We start from the raw sequence: 18,110 nt of genomic DNA, 5'->3' as shown, positions 1-18,110 counted from the left end.
CTGAAGCTGCGTGCAGCGAGCCTCAGCAGCCCAGGTCGACGCTGCGCGCCCGCATGAACGGCGCCGGGTCGATCTGGTTCCACATGCCCTGGTGCACCTCGAAGTGCAGGTGCGGGCCCGTGGCGTCGCCGGTGGCGCCCTCGTAGCCGATCACCTGGCCTGCCTTCACCTTCTGGCCGACGGTCACCGCGATGCGGCTCTGGTGGGCGTAGTGGGTCAGGTAACCGTTGCCGTGGTCGACAAAGACGGAGTTGCCGTACCCGTCGGCGGCGTCGCCGGCCTGGACGACCGTGCCAGTGGCCGCGGCGTGGATCGGTGTGCCGGAGGGCAGCGCCAGGTCGATGCCGGCGTGCAGGGTGCCCCAGCGCTGGCCGTAGCAGGAGGTGACCGCGGCGCCCGGCATCGGGTCGACCCAGGCCGGGGTGGGCTTGGTGGTCTTCTTCGGCTTGGGCTTCGGCTTCGCGGTGGCCGTCTTCGTCGGCGTCGGGCTGGCGCCGGTCGCCGTCGGGCTCGCGGTCGGGATGGCCGAGGGGGAGACCGGCGCGCTGGACTCGCGGGCGGAGCGGTCCGCCCGGCTGGCGGCCTCGGCCCGGGACTGCGCGTCCAGGGAGACGGCGGCGGGCGCCGGCCGGTCCGCGCCGGTGGTGGCGACGGCGACACCGCCCAGGCCGAGGGCTACCAAGGCGGCCGCGCTGAGCACGATGAGGCGGTTCCGCCGGCCGGCACGCTGCGGTCGCTCGGCGGCGGTGTCGGGGGTGTTCTCGTTCTGGACGGGGCTGTCTTCCTGCACGGCGGACCTTCACAGTCGAGGGGGCACTTGACCTCGAAATACTGGTGTCGGGCCGAGCCGGGACGGGTACGGGGACCGGGCTGCCGGCCGATGCGTCGGGTGCCGCCTGTCCGGATATGACCCACTCCGCTGTGATCCATCCGGAAAACTGCTCTTGTTCGTGAGTGGCGTCGGCCACAGTCCGTGCTGTGATCCAGCAGACATTCACCCCGCCGGAGCGACGAAAAACCGCCCGGATCAACAGATTCGGGCGGTCAACGGTCGGCACGCAGCGTCAGGACGCGGCTACCTCGCTGTAGATTGCCTCGACTTGCAGCTTGATGTCCACTCCGCGCTCCTGGAGGAACGGCACGGGGTCGATCGGCTGGCCCTTGACATGGATCTCAAGGTGCAGGTGGGTGCCGTAGGCGTGGCCCGTCTGGCCGACCAGGCCGAGCTGATCGCCCGCCTTGATCTGCTGCCCCTCCTTGACGCTCAGCGCGGAGGAGTGGCCGTAGATGGCCTCGCTGCCGTCAGCGTGCTGCACGATCACCGCGTAGCCGTACCCACCGGACCAGCCGGCCTTGGTGACCAGCCCGTCGTGGATCGCCACGTACGGCGTGCCCTCGGGGACGACCAGGTCCACGCCGGTGTGCAGCTTGCCCCAGCGCACCCCGTAGGGAGAGTTGAAGTCGTAACCCTGGAGCGGGAGCATCCAGACCTCGGGCTCGGCCGCGTCCCTGCCCCGGTCTGCCCGGGAGGCGCGGTCGGCGTTGTCCCCACGGGCCGCGGCGTCCTGGCTGGTTACCGACGCCTGCTTGAGCTCGTCGAGCACCGACGGGCTGACGTCCTTGGCGTCCGGCAGGGCGCTGGCGCCGAGCGCGACGAGGCCGGCTCCGACGAAGGCGGTGGTGACGACCGCGGCGTAACGGCTACGCGGGGGGGTGGGTACGCGGCGACGACCGCGATATCTATCGGGCTCAGACGACAGGCGCTGGCGCACGCACACCCTCCGTTGTCGGGGTTCCGAGGCGGCCGGTGGACGTTCGCGAAGCTGTGGTGAACGTCTGCTGACCGCGTCGTCACCCGTCCTTGGACCTGATGACAACCGTGGACACGTTAGCCAACCACCAGGCGAGTCACAAGCCAGACCGCCGAATTGGCGTGTCGATCTGTCCGTTTGCGCCCATGATTGTCACGCCTCGTGACATCAATCGGTGCCCTCGTTACTGCCCGTTCGTCGCCGACAGTGACCGATCCGGCGGAGTCGTCCGGCTTGACGGCGAGGACCGCCGGAGTCCTGCCGCCTGACCACCCGTACCCGCGGTGACCGTGCCCGGTGGCGCGCGGCGCCGCTCGAGTTTCCCGGCCCGGATTTTCCGGGCCCGGTCGGCCGGGTTACCGTTCGTTCAGGTGAAGGCCGTGGAGCCGGTGAAAGGTGTGCGCTGATGAGCTCTCGTATTCGGGTCGTCGTCGCCAAACCAGGTCTGGACGGCCACGACCGGGGCGCCAAGGTGGTCGCGCGGGCCCTGCGGGACGCTGGGATGGAGGTCGTCTACACCGGCCTGCACCAGACTCCCGAGCAGATCGTGGAGACCGCCATCCAGGAGGACGCGGACGCCGTCGGTCTCTCCGTCCTCTCCGGCGCGCACATGACGCTCTTTCGTCGGGTGCTGGAACTGCTCGGCGAGCGCGACGCGCGGGACATCGTCGTCTTCGGTGGCGGCATCATCCCCAACGGCGACATCCCCGAGCTGGAGAAGCTGGGCGTCGCCAAGATCTTCACGCCGGGCGCCACCACCCAGTCGATCGTCGAGTGGGTCCGGCAGAACGTCGCGCAGCCGGTCGCCTGAGGCGCGCTGGAACGGGTCGTCGGACGGGGTCCGGGCACGGGGGAGGGGCCGGACGCACCCCTCACACGTCCGGCCCCTCTATGCACGATGCCCCGCCGCCACCCCTCGACCGACAGGGCATCGGCCGTCTCCCGTCATCGCGCTGTTCAGCGCTCCGACACCTGACTCAACGACGCCCCGACGGGCGGGTTACGCACCCCCGGCAACATCGCCCGGACGGCTGACGCCGCCCGCGCCGTGCCGGAAACCGGCCCTGTCCGACGCCCGGTTGTGCATTACCGCACACCGTGCACCCGCTCGGTCGCCGGTCGTGCCCACCTCGCTAGGCTGCGGCCAATGGCCTGTGTCAAGTGATGACAGGCGTCAAACTGTTTTCTGAACGCTGGTGGCGGCGCGACGGCGCGCCGCGGAGACGGGACGGGACGCGCAATCGTGGACCTGTACGAGTACCAGGGGCGGGACCTGTTCGAGCGGCACGGCTTGCCCGTGCTTGCCGGCGGCGTCGCCACTACCCCGGAGGAGGCCCGCGCGATCGCCGAACGCCTCGGCGGTCGGGTGGTCGTCAAGGCGCAGGTGAAGGTCGGCGGCCGAGGCAAGGCCGGCGGCGTCAAGCTGGCTGAGGGCCCGGATGAGGCGGTGGCCAGGGCCACCGACATCCTCGGCATGGACATCAAGGGCCACACCGTCCACAAGGTCATGATCACGGTGACCGCGGACGTGGCCGAGGAGTACTACTTCTCGTACCTGCTCGATCGGGCGAACCGCACCTTCCTCTGCATCGCCAGCGTCGCCGGCGGTATGGACATCGAGCAGGTTGCCGCCGAGACCCCGGATCGCGTGGTCAAGGCCCCGATCGACGCGAACGTCGGCGTCGACGAGGCCAAGGCGCGGGAGATCGTTTCCGCCGCCGGCTTCCCGGCCGAGGTCGCCGACCAGGTGGTCGAGGTGGCCGTCGGCCTGTGGCAGGCGTTCGTCGCCGAGGACGCCACCCTGGTCGAGGTGAACCCGCTGGCCAAGAACGGCGACGGGCGGATGCTTCTGCTCGACGCGAAGATCACCCTGGACGAGAACGCCGCGTTCCGGCACCCGGACCACGAGGCCCTGGTCGACCAGGCCTCGGTGGACCCGCTGGAGCAGGCCGCCAAGGAGAAGGACCTCAACTACGTCAAGCTCGACGGCGAGGTCGGCATCATCGGCAACGGCGCGGGTCTGGTCATGTCGACCCTCGACGTGGTCGCGTACGCCGGTGAGCGGCACGGCAACGTCAAGCCGGCCAACTTCCTCGACATCGGCGGCGGCGCGAGCGCCGCGGTGATGGCCAACGGGCTGGAGATCGTGCTCTCCGACCCGGCCGTGAAGAGCGTCTTCGTCAACGTCTTCGGCGGCATCACCGCCTGCGACGAGGTCGCCAACGGCATCATCCAGGCGCTGGCCCTGCTGGAGCAGCGCGGCGAGCAGGTCACCAAGCCGCTCGTCGTCCGCCTCGACGGCAACAACGCCGAGGCCGGCCGGGCGATCCTGGACGGCGCGAACAACCCGCTCGTGCAGCGGGTGGACACGATGGACGGAGCGGCCGAGCGGGCCGCCGAGCTGGCAGCTGCGGGGGTCTGATCATGGCTATCTGGCTGACCAAGGACTCGAAGGTCATCGTCCAGGGGATGACCGGTTCCGAGGGCTCCAAGCACACCCGGCGGATGCTCGCCGCCGGCACGAACGTCGTCGGTGGCGTCAACCCGCGCAAGGCGGGCCAGAAGGTCGACTTCGACGGTACCGAGCTGCCGGTCTTCGCGTCCGTGGCGGACGCCATGGCCGAGACCGGGGCCGACGTCACGGTCATCTTCGTGCCGCCGCAGTTCACCAAGGCCGCCGTGGTCGAGGCGATCGACGCCGCGATCCCCCTGGCCGTGGTGATCACCGAGGGTGTGCCGGTGCACGACACCGCCGCGTTCTGGGCGTACAACCTGGCGCAGGGCGAGCGGACCCGGATCATCGGGCCGAACTGCCCGGGCATCGCCTCGCCGGGCGCGTCCAACGCCGGCATCATCCCGGCCGACATCACCGGCTCGGGCCGGATCGGTCTGGTCAGCAAGAGCGGCACGCTGACCTACCAGATGATGTACGAGCTGCGCGACATCGGCTTCTCCACCTGTGTCGGCATCGGTGGCGACCCGATCATCGGGACCACCCACATCGACGCCCTGAAGGCGTTCGAGGCCGACCCGGAGACCGACGCCATCGTCATGATCGGTGAGATCGGCGGCGACGCCGAGGAGCGGGCCGCCGAGTTCATCAAGGCGCACGTCACCAAGCCGGTGGTCGGCTACATCGCCGGCTTCACCGCGCCTCCCGGCAAGACCATGGGCCACGCCGGGGCGATCATCTCCGGCTCGGCCGGCACCGCCGAGGCGAAGCAGGCGGCGCTGGAGGCGGTCGGAGTCAAGGTTGGCAAGACGCCGACCGAGACCGCCCGCCTGATGCGCGAGATCATGTCCGGCAGCTGAGCGGACCAGGCAACACCGAAGGGGGTCGACCGGTTCTGGTCGGCCCCCTTCGCGTCGTACCACCGGCGGCCGTGCGCCGTATGCTGCCGACATGCTGACGGTGGAACCGCTCCGGGCCCAACACGCGGCCGCTCTGCTGGCCTTCGAGCGGGAGAACCGGACCTACTTCGCGCGGTCCGTGCCGGATCGGGGCGACGCGTACTTCACCGGGTTCGCCGACCGGCACCGGGCGTTGCTGGCCGAGCAGGAGGCCGGGCTGTGCCACTTCCATGTCGTCCTGGCCGAGTCGGGTGACCTGGTCGGCCGGGTCAACCTGGTGGACGTCACGGACGGGACGGCCGAACTCGGCTACCGGATCGGCGAGCGGGCCGCCGGCCGAGGCGTGGCGACCGCCGCCGTCGAGGCCGTGTGCCGCCTGGCCGCCGACGACTACCGGCTCGCCAGCCTCACCGCGGTGACCACCCTCGACAATCCGGCGTCCCAGGCGGTGCTGGCGCGCACCGGGTTCGCCGTGACGGGGGAGATCCAGGTCGACCGACGACCCGGCCTGCGGTACGAGCGGCGACTCGTCAGCTGACCAGCCCGCTCAGTCGTTGTTCCAGAACGGGTAGTTGCCGGTGAGGCGCAGGATCGCTCCGCCGATGATGTTGAGCACGCCGAACGCGATGGCGAGGTAACCCAGGACCGGCGACTGGCCGTACCGCCGGGCGTCGCGGATGGACAGGTAGCCGAAGAGGATGCCGAGGATGCCGCAGCAGATCAGGCCCAGCACGATGCCCAGCACGCCCCAGAGCGTGGTCCGGTCGCGTCCCCTCGCCGGCGGTGGCGGGGGCGGCGGGTATGCGCTCGTCACGGCGTCCTCCGGACGGTCCTGGGCGGTGGGCCGACCTGGACCGCGACCGGCGGCCCCGACCCGGCCGGCGGCGACAGCCGACCCCTCTGTGGCCGAGGCTAGACCGGGCCGGGCGTCCCGAAGCCCGATTCGGTCAACTCGCCGTCCTTCGGGGCGGCTTAACGGACTGCTCCCGCACCCGCGACGTGCCAGAGTAGAGCGGATGTCCCCCGTCACCCCTGACCATCCCAGCCGTGCCGGCGGTGTGAGCGCCGACAACCGGCCCGTCGACCGTGCCGTGCCGGCCCGGCGGGTGCCCGCGCCCCGCGCCGGCGGGTCGCCGCGCGGGCGCGCGCCACTGCCCGTCGCCGCCGGGGTGGCCGCCGGCTGGGCCGCACTCACCTCGTACCTGCCGGTCGCCATCGTGCTCGGCCTGGTCCAGCTCAGCGCGGAATCGGCGACGCTGAGCGGCACCCTGCGCACCGCGCTGGCCGGCTGGATCCTCGGGCACGGCGTGCCGCTGCGCACCGAGTCCGGCCCGTTCGCGCTCGCCCCGCTGGCCCTGACCGTGCTCGCACTCTGGCGGCTGACCCGAGCCGGCGTGCACGTCAGCCGCGCGATCGGTGCCCGCGACACCCGCTCACCACGCCGGGCGCTGCTCGCCGCGGGCACGGTCGGCATGGCGTACGCGCTGCTCGGCGCCCTGGCGGCGGTGCTGGTCGGCGCCGGTGGGCCGGACGTGTCCCCGGTCCGGGCGGCAGCCACGTTCGCGGTGGTCGGCACGCTCGCCGCGCTGGTCGGCGCGACCCGGATCACCGCCGTCACCCGGCTGCTGGTCGCCCGGATGCCGGGTCCGCTGCGCGACGGCGTGCGCACCGGGCTGGTGGCTGTGCTGCTGCTGCTCGGGGCGGGTGCCGGCGCGGCCGGCCTGGCCGTGGCCACCGGCGGTGGGGACGCGGCGGACATGATCGGGGCGTACCGGACCGGGGTGGCCGGGCAGGCCGGGATCACCCTGGTCAGCGTGGCGTACGCGCCGAACGCCGCGATCTGGTCGACCAGCTACCTGCTCGGGCCGGGCTTCGCGGTCGGCACCGACACCGCGGTCCGTACCAGTGAAGTGTCGGTCGGCGCCCTGCCGGCCGTACCGCTGCTCGCCGGCCTGCCGCGCGGCCCGGTGGACGGCCTCGGCGCCCTGCTGCTCGCGGTGCCGGTGCTGGTCGGGATGGTCGCCGGCTGGCTGCTCGCGCGCCGGGTCGCCCGGATCGCCGGGCCGGAGCGCGCCCCGCGGCGCTGGGCCGAGCTGCTGGCACCGGCGGCGCTGGCCGGGCCGGTGGCCGGCGTGCTGGTCGGGGTGGCCGCCGCGATCTCCGGCGGCCCGCTCGGCGCCGGCCGGCTGGCGCAGCTCGGGCCGGTGGCCTGGCAGGTCGGGCTCGTGGCGGCCGGTGTCATCGCGGTTGGCGCGCTGCTCGGTGCCGCCGCCACCCGCGCGCTCACCCGAGCCCCTGCTCAGTGACCACAAGCCACCGGTACGACCGCGGGGCGCCCCGGACGAATCCGGAGCGCCCCGTCAGAACCGGATTCGTCAGGGCTGGGTCGGCAGGCTGACCTGCGCCACGACGCTCAGGATGAGCAGCAGGATGCCCAGCCCGACACCGACCGCGCCGCAGATCAGGCCGGCCTTGGCCTGCCCCGCGTTGCTGGCCTGGCCCTGGGCGACCTTCTGCCGGGCCAGGTAACCGGTCACCACGCCCGCGATGCCGAGCGGGATGCCCAGGTAGAGGCAGCAGACCAGCGGGATCGACGCGATGCCGAGAATCATCGACACCAGGCCGAGGGTGTTGTTCTGCCCCTGCTGCTGCGGGTAGCCGGCGTTCGGATACGTCGGCGCGCCGTACGGCGGCTGCTGCTGCTGACCGTACGGGTCCTGGTACGGCGGCTGCTGGCCGTACGGCTGCCCCGAGGTGGGCTGCTGGCCGTACGGCTGGCCGGAGGTCGGCTGCTGGCCGTACGGGTTCTGCGGCTGCTGGCCGTACGGGGCGGCCGGCGGCGGGGCGTACGGGTCGTGCGGCGGCTGGGGGGCGGTCGGGTCCTGATTGGGCTGCTGGCCGTACGGGTCCTGACCGGGGTTACCGGGCTGCATTCGAGAAGCTCCTTGGACTGGTTCCGTCAGTAGCTGTTGTTGTCGCTACTCATGATCGCGCCCAGACCGCCCAAAGCACAGCACACCAAAAAGATGGCATACCACGCGATGCCCACGATCAGGGCCCACTTCGACCACTTCCGCGACTCCGCGGCGGCCGCCTGGGCCCCGGCGTAGTCGCCCTGCTGGAGCAGCGGATTGACCTTCGACGCATTGATGATCGCCGGGATGGCCAGCGGCCAGAAGAGGAAGATGGCGACGATCGACATCGTCATGTTGTTGTTGATCGGTGGCGGCTGCTGCTGGGGGTGATAACCGGGCTGCACGGGGTGCTCCTCATTCCAACGACACGGCTGGCGTGCCGGATCAGTGACGGGGGTGCGGGCCGGCACGGTGTCCAGCCCGAGCGACCGGCAGCGTACCGGGTCGATGCCCGTCGGCACTGTCAAAGATCGGCGCGCCGCCCAGCCGAAGGGCGTCCTGACCTGCCCGATAGGGTGGTCCGGTGACCGAGCCCGCGTCCGCCGCCCGCATCGTCGTCCTCGTCTCCGGCTCCGGAAGCAACCTGCAGGCGCTGCTGGACGCCGCCGCCGACCCCGCGTACGGCGCACAGGTCGTCGCGGTCGGCGCGGACCGTGACGGCATCGCGGGCCTGGACCGGGCCGAGGCCGCCGGGGTGCCGACGTTCGTCGAGCGGGTCCGCGACCACGACACCCGGGAGGACTGGGACCGGGCGCTCACCGCGCACGTCGCGAAGCACCAACCCGACCTGGTCATCTCCGCCGGGTTCCTCAAGCTGGTCGGCCCGCACTTCCTCGCCGCCTTCGGTGACCGCTACCTGAACACGCACAACACCCTGCTGCCGGCGTTCCCCGGCATCCACGGCCCGCGCGACGCTCTCGCCTACGGCGTGAAGCTCACCGGGGCCACGCTCTTCTTCGTCGACGCCGGCATGGACACCGGGCCGATCGTGGCGCAGGTCGCGGTTCCGGTCCTCGACGGGGACGACGTGGAGACGCTCACCGAGCGCATCAAGGAAGCCGAGCGGCGCCAGCTCGTCGAGCAGGTCGGCCGTCTGGTCCGCGAAGGCTGGACCATCACCGGAAGGAAGGTCACGGTTCCGTGAGTTCCACTCAGGACGGGCGCCGCCCGATCAGGCGGGCGCTGGTCAGCGTCTACGACAAGACCGGGTTGGTCGAGCTGGCCCAGGCCCTGCACGCGGCCGGCGTGGAGATCGTGTCCACCGGCAGCACGGCGGGCGCCATCGCCGCCGCCGGGGTGCCGGTGACGCCGGTGGAGACGGTGACCGGCTTCCCCGAGGTGCTCGACGGCCGGGTCAAGACCCTGCACCCGAAGGTGCACGCCGGTCTCCTCGCCGACCTGCGCAAGGACACGCACGTCGCGCAGCTCGACGAGCTGGGAGTGGCCGCGTTCGACCTGCTGGTCTCCAACCTCTACCCGTTCCAGGCGACCGTCGCCTCCGGCGCCGGCGTCGAGGAGTGCGTGGAGCAGATCGACATCGGCGGCCCGGCCATGGTGCGGGCCGCCGCCAAGAACCACGCCTCGGTCGCCGTGCTCACCGACCCCGCCGAGTACCCGGCGCTGCGCGCCGCGCTCGGCGAGGGCGGGTTCACCCTGGCCCAGCGCCGCGCGCTGGCCGCCCGGGCGTTCGCCGACATCGCCGAGTACGACGTGGCGGTGGCCCAGTGGTGCGCCCAGGAGCTGGCACCGGCCGACGACGGGTGGCCGGCGTTCACCGGGCAGGCGCTGCGCAAGTCGGCCGTGCTGCGCTACGGCGAGAACCCGCACCAGCCGGCCGCGCTCTACACCGACCCGGACGCGCCGGCGGGGCTCGCCCAGGCCGAGCAGTTGCACGGCAAGGAGATGTCCTACAACAACTACGTCGACGCGGACGCCGCCTGGCGGGCCGCGAACGACTTCGCCGACCAGCCGGCCGTCGCGATCATCAAGCACGCCAACCCCTGCGGCATCGCGGTGGGCGCGGACGTGGCCGAGGCGCACCGCAAGGCGCACGCCTGCGACCCGGTGTCGGCGTACGGCGGGGTGATCGCGGTCAACCGGCCGGTCTCGGTCGAGCTGGCCCGGCAGGTGGCCGACATCTTCACCGAGGTGGTGGTCGCCCCCGGCTTCGACGCGGGTGCGGTGGAGGTGTTGCAGGGCAAGAAGAACATCCGGCTGCTGCGCGCGCCGGCCTGGAACCCGGCGAAGGTCGAGTGGCGGCCGGTGACCGGTGGCGTGCTGACCCAGGTCGCCGACCGGGTGGACGCCCCCGGCGACGACCCGGCGAGGTGGCGGCTGGCGACCGGCGAGGCGGCGGACGAGGACCTGCTGCGCGACCTCGCGTTCGCCTGGCGGGCGGTCCGCGCGGTGAAGAGCAACGCGATCCTGCTCGCCCGCGACGGCGCCACCGTCGGGGTCGGCATGGGACAGGTCAACCGGGTCGACTCGGCGCGGTTGGCGGTCGACCGGGCCGGCGCCGAGCGGGCCCGCGGCTCGGTCTGTGCCTCAGACGCGTTCTTCCCCTTCGCCGACGGCCCGAAGATCCTCATCGAGGCGGGCGTCCGGGCGATCGTCCAGCCCGGCGGCTCGATCCGCGACGAAGAGGTCATCGCCGCCTGCAAGGAAGCCGGCGTCACCATGTACCTGACCGGCACCCGCCACTTCTTCCACTAACCCACCCCACCCCCGCCCGTGCCACCCCACCCCACGCCCGTGCCGATCTAGGGAATGTTGTCGCTCGTTGATCTCGAACAGCAGCGATAAGCCCTAGATCGACGGCGTGGGGGGCGTGGGGCGGGGAGGGTGGGTCAGAGGGTCGGGGCGGCCGGGCGGAGTTCGGCGAAGTGGCAGGCCGACGGGTGCGGGTCCGCGGCGCGGGGCACGGTCTGCGGATCCTCGATGGCGCAGATGTCCTGGGCCTTCCAGCAGCGGGTCCGGAAGTGGCAGCCGCTCGGCGGGTCGGCCGGGCTGGGCACATCGCCGACGAGCCGGATCATGTTGCGCTGCTCGCGTGCCTCCGGGTCCGGAACCGGCACCGCCGAGAGCAGCGCCTGGGTGTACGGGTGGGTGGCCCGCTCGTAGATCTCGTCCTCGGTGCCGATCTCGACGATCCGGCCGAGGTACATCACCGCGACCCGGTCGGCGATGTGCCGCACCACCGACAGGTCGTGCGCGATGAAGATGTACGAGAGCCCGAACTCGTCCTGGAGCTGCTCCAGCAGGTTGATCACCTGGGCCTGGATGGAGACGTCCAGGGCCGACACCGGCTCGTCGCAGACGATCACCTCGGGCCGCAGCGCGAGCGCCCGGGCGATGCCGATGCGCTGACGCTGGCCGCCGGAGAACTGGTGCGGGTACCGGTTGATGTGCTCCGGGTTGAGCCCGACCACATCCAGCAGCTCCTGGACCCGTCGACCCCGGCTGCCCTTCGGCGCGGCGTCGCGGTGGATCTCGAACGGCTCGCCGATGATGTCGCCGACGGTCATCCGCGGGTTCAGCGAGGTGTACGGGTCCTGCATGACCATCTGCATGTTGCGCCGCAGCCGGCGCAGCTCGGCCCCGGACGCCTTGAACAGGTCCTTGCCCTCGAGGGTGGCCCGCCCGGAGGTGGGCGTCTCCAGCCGCATCAGCAGCCGGGCGAGGGTCGATTTCCCGCAGCCGGACTCACCGACCACGCCCAGCGTCTCACCGCGGCGCAGCTCGAAGCTCACGCCGTCGACGGCCTTGACCGCTCCGATCTGCCGCTGGAACAACACGCCCTGACTGATCGGGAAGTGCTTGACCAGGTTGTCGACGGAGAGGATGGTCTCGCCCCGGACCTTGGTGGAGCTAGCGGGCGCTGTCATCACGGACCTCCTGCGCGAAGTGGCAAGCGCTGGTCCGGCCGTCGCCGAGGACCAGGTCGTGCGGCACCACGTCCACGCAGACCTGCTGCACGTACGGGCACCGGGGGTGGAACGTGCAGCCGGAGGGGATCCGCATCAGGTTCGGCGGGAGCCCCTTGATCGTCGAAAGCTCCTGGCCGCGGACGTCCATCCGCGGGATCGACTCCAGCAACCCCTTGGTGTACGGGTGGGCCGGCGCCTTGTACAGCGAGCGGACGTCGGCGTGCTCGACGATCCGGCCGGCGTACATGACCGCGATCCGGTCCGCGACGCCAGCGACCACGCCCAGGTCGTGGGTGATCAGGATCATCGCCATGTTCAGGTCCCGGCGCAGGTCGGCCAGCAGGTCCATGATCTGGGCCTGCACGGTGACGTCGAGCGCCGTGGTGGGCTCGTCGGCGATCAGCACCTTCGGGTCCAGCGCCAGCGCCATGGCGATCATGACCCGCTGCCGCATACCTCCGGAGAACTGGTGCGGGTAGTCGCCGATCCGCTTCGCGGCACCCGGGATCTTGACGAGGTCCATCAGCTCGATGGCCCGCCGGCGGGCGTCACCGCGTGACATGCCGGCGCGCTGGCGCAGCGTCTCGCCGATCTGCCAGCCGACCGGGAACACCGGGTTCAACGCGGAGAGCGCGTCCTGGAAGATCATCGCGATCTCCTTGCCGCGCACCTGCCGGCGCTGCTCCTCGGAGCGGGTGAGCAGGTCCTGACCCTGGTAGAGGATCTGGCCGGAGCGGATGACCGCGGGCGGCGTGTCTAGGATGCCCATGATCGCCTGCGCGGTGACCGACTTGCCGGAACCGGATTCGCCGAGCACTGCGAGAGTCTCCCCGGCGTCCAGGTGGTACGACACGCCGTTGATCACCCGGGCCACACCCTCGTTGGTCCGGAACTCGACGTGCAGGTCCCGGAGCTCCAGCAGGTGGCCGCCCTCCGGAGTGGCGGAGGCGGGCGTGGGTTGGACGGTGGAGTGCGTCATGAGAGGTTCACCGCAGCTTCGGGTCGAAGGCGTCACGGATCGCGTCGCCGAGCATGATGAACGCCAGCACGGTCAGCGCGAGGAAGGCCGACGGGACGATCAGCGGCGTGGCCGCCTCCCGCATGTGGATCCGGCCGGTGTCGATGTCCTGGCCCCACGAGATGGTCGGCGCCTTCAGGCCGATGCCCAGGAACGAGAGCGTCGCCTCGGCGGCGATGAAGGAGCCGAGCGCGATGGTCAGCACGACGATGGCCGGGGCCAGCGAGTTCGGCAGGATGTGCCGCCACATGATCCGGCCGTGGCCGGCGCCGAGCATCCGGGCCGCCGCCACGTAGTCCTGCTCCTTGGCGGTGATCACGGAGGAGCGCACGACCCGGGCGGCCGTGGTCCAGCCCAGTATGGCCAGCACGAAGATCACCGCGGCGATCCGGGCGTTCACGCTGTCGCTGGACACCCGCTTGAGCAGCACGATCGCGGCCAGCAGCAGCGGGATTCCGAGCACCACGTCGATCACCCGGGAGAGCACCGCGTCGACCCAGCGGCCGAAGTAGCCGGCCAGCATGCCGACCACCAGCGCGATGACCCCGGTGCCGAGCGCGGAGAGCGCGCCGACCAGCAGCGAGGCCCGGGTGCCGTAGACGGCCCGGGAGTACGTGTCGCAGCCCTGGAAGTCGTACCCGAAGATGGCCCCTCCGGACGGTCCGGCGTGCTGCCGGGAGAGCAGGCAGTCGTTCGGGCTGTTGGCGGTGAACGCCCCGGGGGCCAGGGCCATCAGGGTGAACACGACGACCAGCGCCAGCGAGATCCAGAAGATCGGGTTGCGGCGCAGGTCGCGCCAGGCGTCCCCGGCCAGGCTGCGCGCCTTGTTCGGCGCGCCGATCTGGTTCGGCGTGCCCGGCTCGCCCGAGGGGCCACGCCGTGCGGCCTGGTTCTCGGTGGCCGCCACAGTTTCAAAGTCACTCATAGCGGATCCTCGGGTCGAGTACGGCGTACAGGACGTCCACCACCAGGTTCGAGACCAGGTAGACCACGACGAGCACGCTGACGATGCCCACCACCAGGGGGCCGTCCTCGGTGCGGATGCCGCGGAAGAGGTTGAAGCCCACGCCGGGGATGTTGAAGACGCCCTCGGTGATGATCGCGCCGCTCATCAGGTTGCCCAGCTCCACACCGAGGAAGGTGATCACCGGGATGAGTGAGTTCCGCAGCACGTGCACGGTGACGATGCGGCGCTTGACCAGGCCCTTGGACCGGGCGGTCCGTACGTAGTCGGCGCGCAGGTTCTCCGCCACCGAGGTGCGGGTCAGCCGCAGCGCGGTGGCCAGCGACAGCGAGCCGAGCACGATGCCCGGCAGCAGCAGCGCGTAGAACGTCGGCTCGGAGCCGGCGGTCGGCGGGAAGAGCTGCCACTTGACGCCCAGGAAGTACTGCGCGAGCGGCGCCAGCACGATGGTCGGGATGCCCAGCACCAGCAGGGTCAGCACCAGCGTCGAGTTGTCGAAGATGCTGGCCCGGCGGATGCCGGCCACCACGCCGGCGGTGACTCCGAAGATGACCGCCACGGCGAGCGCGATGAGCGCCAGCTTCACGGTGACCGGCCAGGCCCCCTGCAGGATGTCGCCGATCTGGCGGCCGGTCAGCGACTGGCCGAGGTCACCCTGGAGCAGGCTCTTGACGTAGTCGAAGTAGCGGTAGAAGAAGCCTCCGACGCCGGTGGCGTCCAGGTGGTACTTCTCGGTCAGGTAGGCCCGCTGGGCTTCGGTCACCGGCCGCTCGCCGGCGAGGGCCTGGATGGGGTCGCCCTGGCCGGCGAACATCAGCGCGTAGACGATCAGGGTGGTCCCGAAGAACGCCAGGACCATCTGCAGTAGGCGCCGCAAGATGTAGCGGAACATGCTTAGCAGTCTCTCCGGAAATGTGCGAAAGGGTCGCAGGACGGCATCTCTGGTCGTACCCGAAATATCCGGTCTATCTGCCGTCCGGCCCGGGGAAGGCCGGCGCTACCGACGTCGGTTCCGGTGGTCCGGTCCCGCGGAGCGCGGTCCGGGCCACCCGGGCGTCATCGCCCGGGTGGCCCGCACCATGGTCAGCTCAGCTGGCCGCTTCGATCTTGACCAGGTTGACCCGCTGGAACAGGTCCATCTGGACGTTCTTGACCTTGGACGAGTGGCCGAACACGTTCTCGCCGAAGCGGAGCGGGATCACCGGCATGTCCTTGGCCAGGATGTCCTCCGCCTGCTGGTACTTGGCGATCGCCTCGTCCTGCGTCTTGGCGGCGGAACCCTCCTTGACGAGCCTGTCGAACTCCGGGTTGCTGTAGCCGTAGTAGTTCGACGAGCCGTTGGTGCTGTACAGCGGGCCGAGGTAGTCCTCCATGGTCGGGTAGTCCATGACCCAACCCATCCGGAACATGCCCACCGGCTGCTTCTTCTCGACCTTGGTCAGCAGGTCGGCGAACTTCGGCTCGGCCGAGCCGACGACGTCGACACCCAGGTTGGCCTTCAGCTGGTTGACCGTGGCGTCGACCCAGTCCTTGTGGCCGCCGTCCCCGTTGTAGGAGATGACGATCTTCGACGGGCCGCCGGCGGCCTGGTAGAGCTTCTTGGCCTCGGTCGGGTTGAACTCCCCGGCCGCACCAGCGCTGTTGTCCCGGTAGCCCGGCAGCACCGGCGAGACGAACGAGCGGGCCGACTGCTGCGAACCCTTGAAGACCGACTTGGTGATCTCGTCCCGGTCGATCGCCATCGAGATGGCCTTGCGCACGTCCGGCTTGCTGAAGTCCTTGTCGAACGTCGGGAACGCCAGGAACTGGAACGACGACATGGGGCTGGTCTTGTACCGGTCACCCAGGTCGGTCGGAGCGGTGCTCAGGCTCTCGGTCGGGATCGTGGGCAGCACGTCCAGGTTGTCCGCCAGGACGTCCGCGTAGGCCGCGGTGAGCTGCTGGTAGATCCGGAACTCGATGTCCTTCACCTTGGGCTTCTCGCCCGGGTAGGCGTCGTACCGCTCGACATCGATCTTGCTGTCGTGCTGCCAGGTGCCCTTCATCTTGAAGGGGCCCTGCCCGATCGGCGCCTGCTCGTAGGAGTCCTTGAGCACGCCCGGGGCGGAGAACGCGGCATCCGGCATCGGGTAGAACGCCGTGTAGCCGAGCATCGTCCGGAAGTCGATGTACGGCTCGGAGAGCGTCACCTGGAAGGTCAGGTCGTCGACCTTCTTCAGACCGGACATCTCCTTCGCCTTCGGCGCCTTGCCCTGCAGGTCCGGGTAGCCAGCGATCTTCTCGAAGAAGTAGTTGCTGTCCTGCCCGTTGGGGGCGTACGCGCCGTAGTTCCAGGCGTTGACGTAGTCCTCGGACGTGACCTTCTCACCGTTGTGGAAGGTGAAGCCGTCCTTGAGCTTGACCGTCCAGACCTTGTTGTCCGACGACGTCACGGACTCGGCCGCGACCTCGTACGGCTTGTTCTGGGCGTCGTAGTCCACGAGCGGGGCGAACAGGCCGGTAAGGACCTGCGCACCGGACGTCTCGGTGGTGTTGGTGGGAACCAGGTGCTTCGGTTCCGCGATCTGGATGCTGACAGCTGAACTGCCACCGCTACCGGATCCACCGTCTCCGCCGCTGCCGCAGGCCGCGAGGCCCAGCGTCACCGCGAGCGGGAGGGCGGTCCAGGCGGCGAGTCTACGAACTCGCATTGAGCCTCCTCATCTCCTCACGCTGCGCAGTCAGGCCCGACGCTGGGGTTTACGCTGCGCAACAAGCGGTAACGGTAGGTCGGCTGACTGGCTTCGACAACGACGCGGTTGCGGCTGCATAACGGTCCGGGGTGTCCTTCCTTGCCGAGCGCTCGGGGACCTGCTAATCCCAACGAGGTTCAACCGCCCTGACGTGCGCATTGTCCGGCCCGTTCCGGTACCTGATGTGGCCGTGTCGGCGCGACTCGGCTGCTGTGGGGCGGACGCCCGGTCCCTGTCCCGCGCTACCGGCTTGTCTCGTTCGGTGGTGACCGGCTCCACAAATCGTCACTGAGAGTGATGAGCAACACGTCACACTTCGTTACAACCAGCGGGTGGCGGAGATCTCGGCAGCCGGCCCGATCCAGGTCGTCCGAACGGTGGGCCGCAGCCGTGAGACGATTTGGTCGTGACGGCAACGCTTCTGGACGGCAAGGCGACCGCGGCGGAAATCAAGGACGAGCTGCGGATACGGGTGAAGGCGCTCGCGGAGCGTGGCATCACTCCCGGGCTGGGCACGGTCCTGGTCGGGGCGGACCCGGGCAGCCAGGCGTACGTCAACGGCAAGCACCGGGACTGCGCCGAGGTGGGCATCGCCTCGATCCGCCGGGAGCTGCCTGCCGACGCCACCCAGCAGCAGGTCGACGACGTGCTGGCCGAGCTGAACGCCGACCCGGCGTGCCACGGCTACATCGTCCAGCTGCCGCTGCCGGCCCACCTGGACACCCAACGGGTCCTGGAACTGATCGACCCGGCCAAGGACGCCGACGGCCTGCACCCGGTCAACCTCGGCCGGCTCGTCCTCGGCTACGACGGTCCGCTGCCCTGCACACCGCGCGGCATCGTGGAGCTGCTCCGCCGGCACGACGTGGCGCTGCGCGGCGCCACCGTCGCCGTGGTCGGCCGGGGCAACACCGTCGGCCGCCCGCTCGGCCTGCTGCTCACCCGGCGCAGTGAGAACGCCACCGTCACCTTGTGCCACACCGGCACGCTCGACCTCGCCTCGCACACCCGGGCCGCCGACATCGTCATCGTCGCGGCCGGCGTACCGGGCCTGCTCACCGCCGACATGATCAAGCCCGGGGCGGTGGTGGTGGACGTCGGCATCACCCGGGTGATCGGCCCGGACGGCAAGGGCCGCTACACCGGCGACGTGGACCCGGGCGTGGCCGAGACGGCCGGCGCGCTGGTCCCGATGCCCGGCGGCGTCGGGCCGATGACCCGGGCCATGCTGCTCAGCAACGTCGTCGAGCGCGCCGAACGCGGCTGACGTGTAAGGAAGGGCACCTTGTTAACGCCTGGTGCATGTGAAGGGGCCCTTCCTGACCCGACGAGGCCGTAACCGTCCGCCCCTGGCCTGATCGGTGCCAGGATGACTGATACGGTCCGGAAAACC

At 70.7% G+C, this 18,110-nt stretch carries 18 protein-coding genes; 8 read left to right on the top strand and 10 right to left on the bottom strand.

Annotation, left to right across the window (positions count from 1 at the left end):
- Positions 1-22: 22 nt before the first annotated feature.
- Together BUS84_RS19185 and BUS84_RS19180 are read right to left on the bottom strand one after the other, a co-directional pair.
- A complete protein-coding gene (locus BUS84_RS19185) occupies positions 23-790 on the bottom strand; it encodes a M23 family metallopeptidase (RefSeq protein ID WP_074314426.1) in 768 nt (255 codons plus the stop codon).
- A 274-nt stretch (positions 791-1,064) separates the two neighbouring features.
- A complete protein-coding gene (locus BUS84_RS19180) occupies positions 1,065-1,772 on the bottom strand; it encodes a M23 family metallopeptidase (protein WP_074314424.1) in 708 nt (235 codons plus the stop codon).
- A gap of 445 nt (positions 1,773-2,217) precedes the next feature.
- On the opposite strand from BUS84_RS19180, the gene icmB reads away from it, so the two are divergent.
- The 4 genes from icmB to BUS84_RS19160 all read left to right on the top strand — a co-directional run bounded on the left by icmB (position 2,218) and on the right by BUS84_RS19160 (position 5,700).
- Entirely contained in the window at positions 2,218-2,622 is a 405-nt protein-coding gene (gene icmB / locus BUS84_RS19175) for a coenzyme B12-dependent isobutyryl CoA mutase small subunit (RefSeq protein ID WP_074314422.1), read from the top strand.
- A gap of 432 nt (positions 2,623-3,054) precedes the next feature.
- Positions 3,055-4,233, top strand: a complete 1,179-nt coding sequence (gene sucC / locus BUS84_RS19170) for an ADP-forming succinate--CoA ligase subunit beta (protein WP_074314420.1) — start codon at positions 3,055-3,057, stop codon at positions 4,231-4,233.
- Positions 4,234-4,235: 2 nt separating this feature from the next.
- On the top strand, positions 4,236-5,123 hold the full coding sequence (gene sucD / locus BUS84_RS19165) for a succinate--CoA ligase subunit alpha (protein ID WP_074314418.1): 888 nt from the start codon (positions 4,236-4,238) through the stop codon (positions 5,121-5,123).
- A 91-nt stretch (positions 5,124-5,214) separates the two neighbouring features.
- A complete protein-coding gene (locus BUS84_RS19160) occupies positions 5,215-5,700 on the top strand; it encodes a GNAT family N-acetyltransferase (protein ID WP_074314416.1) in 486 nt (161 codons plus the stop codon).
- 9 nt (positions 5,701-5,709) lie between these two features.
- Here BUS84_RS19160 and BUS84_RS19155 read toward each other — a convergent pair whose 3' ends face one another.
- Entirely contained in the window at positions 5,710-5,976 is a 267-nt protein-coding gene (locus tag BUS84_RS19155) for a hypothetical protein (protein ID WP_074314414.1), read from the bottom strand.
- A 202-nt stretch (positions 5,977-6,178) separates the two neighbouring features.
- On the opposite strand from BUS84_RS19155, the gene BUS84_RS19150 reads away from it, so the two are divergent.
- Positions 6,179-7,468 carry a cell division protein PerM gene (locus BUS84_RS19150; protein ID WP_074314412.1) on the top strand — a complete coding sequence of 430 codons (1,290 nt, stop codon included), beginning with the start codon at positions 6,179-6,181 and terminating at the stop codon, positions 7,466-7,468.
- A 69-nt stretch (positions 7,469-7,537) separates the two neighbouring features.
- Here the strand turns inward: BUS84_RS19150 and BUS84_RS19145 are convergent, their stop codons facing one another.
- On the bottom strand, positions 7,538-8,095 hold the full coding sequence (locus tag BUS84_RS19145; RefSeq protein ID WP_074314410.1) for a DUF4190 domain-containing protein: 558 nt from the start codon (positions 8,093-8,095) through the stop codon (positions 7,538-7,540).
- A gap of 26 nt (positions 8,096-8,121) precedes the next feature.
- A complete protein-coding gene (locus BUS84_RS19140) occupies positions 8,122-8,421 on the bottom strand; it encodes a CD225/dispanin family protein (protein ID WP_074318930.1) in 300 nt (99 codons plus the stop codon).
- Between the two features lie 179 nt (positions 8,422-8,600).
- On the opposite strand from BUS84_RS19140, the gene purN reads away from it, so the two are divergent.
- Both purN and purH read left to right on the top strand, forming a co-directional pair.
- Complete coding sequence (gene purN / locus BUS84_RS19135) at positions 8,601-9,221, top strand: phosphoribosylglycinamide formyltransferase (protein ID WP_074314408.1); 621 nt, start codon at positions 8,601-8,603, stop codon at positions 9,219-9,221.
- Positions 9,218-10,789 carry a bifunctional phosphoribosylaminoimidazolecarboxamide formyltransferase/IMP cyclohydrolase gene (gene purH, locus BUS84_RS19130; RefSeq protein ID WP_074314406.1) on the top strand — a complete coding sequence of 524 codons (1,572 nt, stop codon included), beginning with the start codon at positions 9,218-9,220 and terminating at the stop codon, positions 10,787-10,789. The genes purN and purH overlap by 4 nt, the downstream gene beginning before the upstream one ends.
- 134 nt (positions 10,790-10,923) lie before the next feature.
- Here the strand turns inward: purH and BUS84_RS19125 are convergent, their stop codons facing one another.
- From BUS84_RS19125 to BUS84_RS19105, 5 genes are all read right to left on the bottom strand, one after another.
- Positions 10,924-11,961 carry an ABC transporter ATP-binding protein gene (locus BUS84_RS19125; protein WP_074314404.1) on the bottom strand — a complete coding sequence of 346 codons (1,038 nt, stop codon included), beginning with the start codon at positions 11,959-11,961 and terminating at the stop codon, positions 10,924-10,926.
- Positions 11,945-12,982, bottom strand: coding sequence for an ABC transporter ATP-binding protein (locus BUS84_RS19120; protein ID WP_074314402.1), 1,038 nt, complete (start codon positions 12,980-12,982; stop codon positions 11,945-11,947). The genes BUS84_RS19125 and BUS84_RS19120 overlap by 17 nt, the downstream gene beginning before the upstream one ends.
- 7 nt (positions 12,983-12,989) lie before the next feature.
- Positions 12,990-13,946, bottom strand: a complete 957-nt coding sequence (locus BUS84_RS19115; protein WP_074314400.1) for an ABC transporter permease — start codon at positions 13,944-13,946, stop codon at positions 12,990-12,992.
- Positions 13,939-14,877 carry an ABC transporter permease gene (locus BUS84_RS19110; RefSeq protein WP_074314398.1) on the bottom strand — a complete coding sequence of 313 codons (939 nt, stop codon included), beginning with the start codon at positions 14,875-14,877 and terminating at the stop codon, positions 13,939-13,941. The genes BUS84_RS19115 and BUS84_RS19110 overlap by 8 nt, the downstream gene beginning before the upstream one ends.
- Before the next feature lie 196 nt (positions 14,878-15,073).
- Complete coding sequence (locus BUS84_RS19105) at positions 15,074-16,675, bottom strand: peptide ABC transporter substrate-binding protein (RefSeq protein WP_074314396.1); 1,602 nt, start codon at positions 16,673-16,675, stop codon at positions 15,074-15,076.
- Positions 16,676-17,123: 448 nt separating this feature from the next.
- Here BUS84_RS19105 and BUS84_RS19100 point away from each other — a divergent pair, with 448 nt between their 5' ends.
- A complete protein-coding gene (locus BUS84_RS19100) occupies positions 17,124-17,984 on the top strand; it encodes a bifunctional methylenetetrahydrofolate dehydrogenase/methenyltetrahydrofolate cyclohydrolase (protein ID WP_074314394.1) in 861 nt (286 codons plus the stop codon).
- Positions 17,985-18,110 lie beyond the last annotated feature (126 nt).

It is taken from the genome of Micromonospora cremea, from assembly GCF_900143515.1.
GTDB classification, from domain to species: domain Bacteria; phylum Actinomycetota; class Actinomycetes; order Mycobacteriales; family Micromonosporaceae; genus Micromonospora; species Micromonospora cremea.
This window is presented reverse-complemented; position numbering and strand designations above follow the sequence as displayed.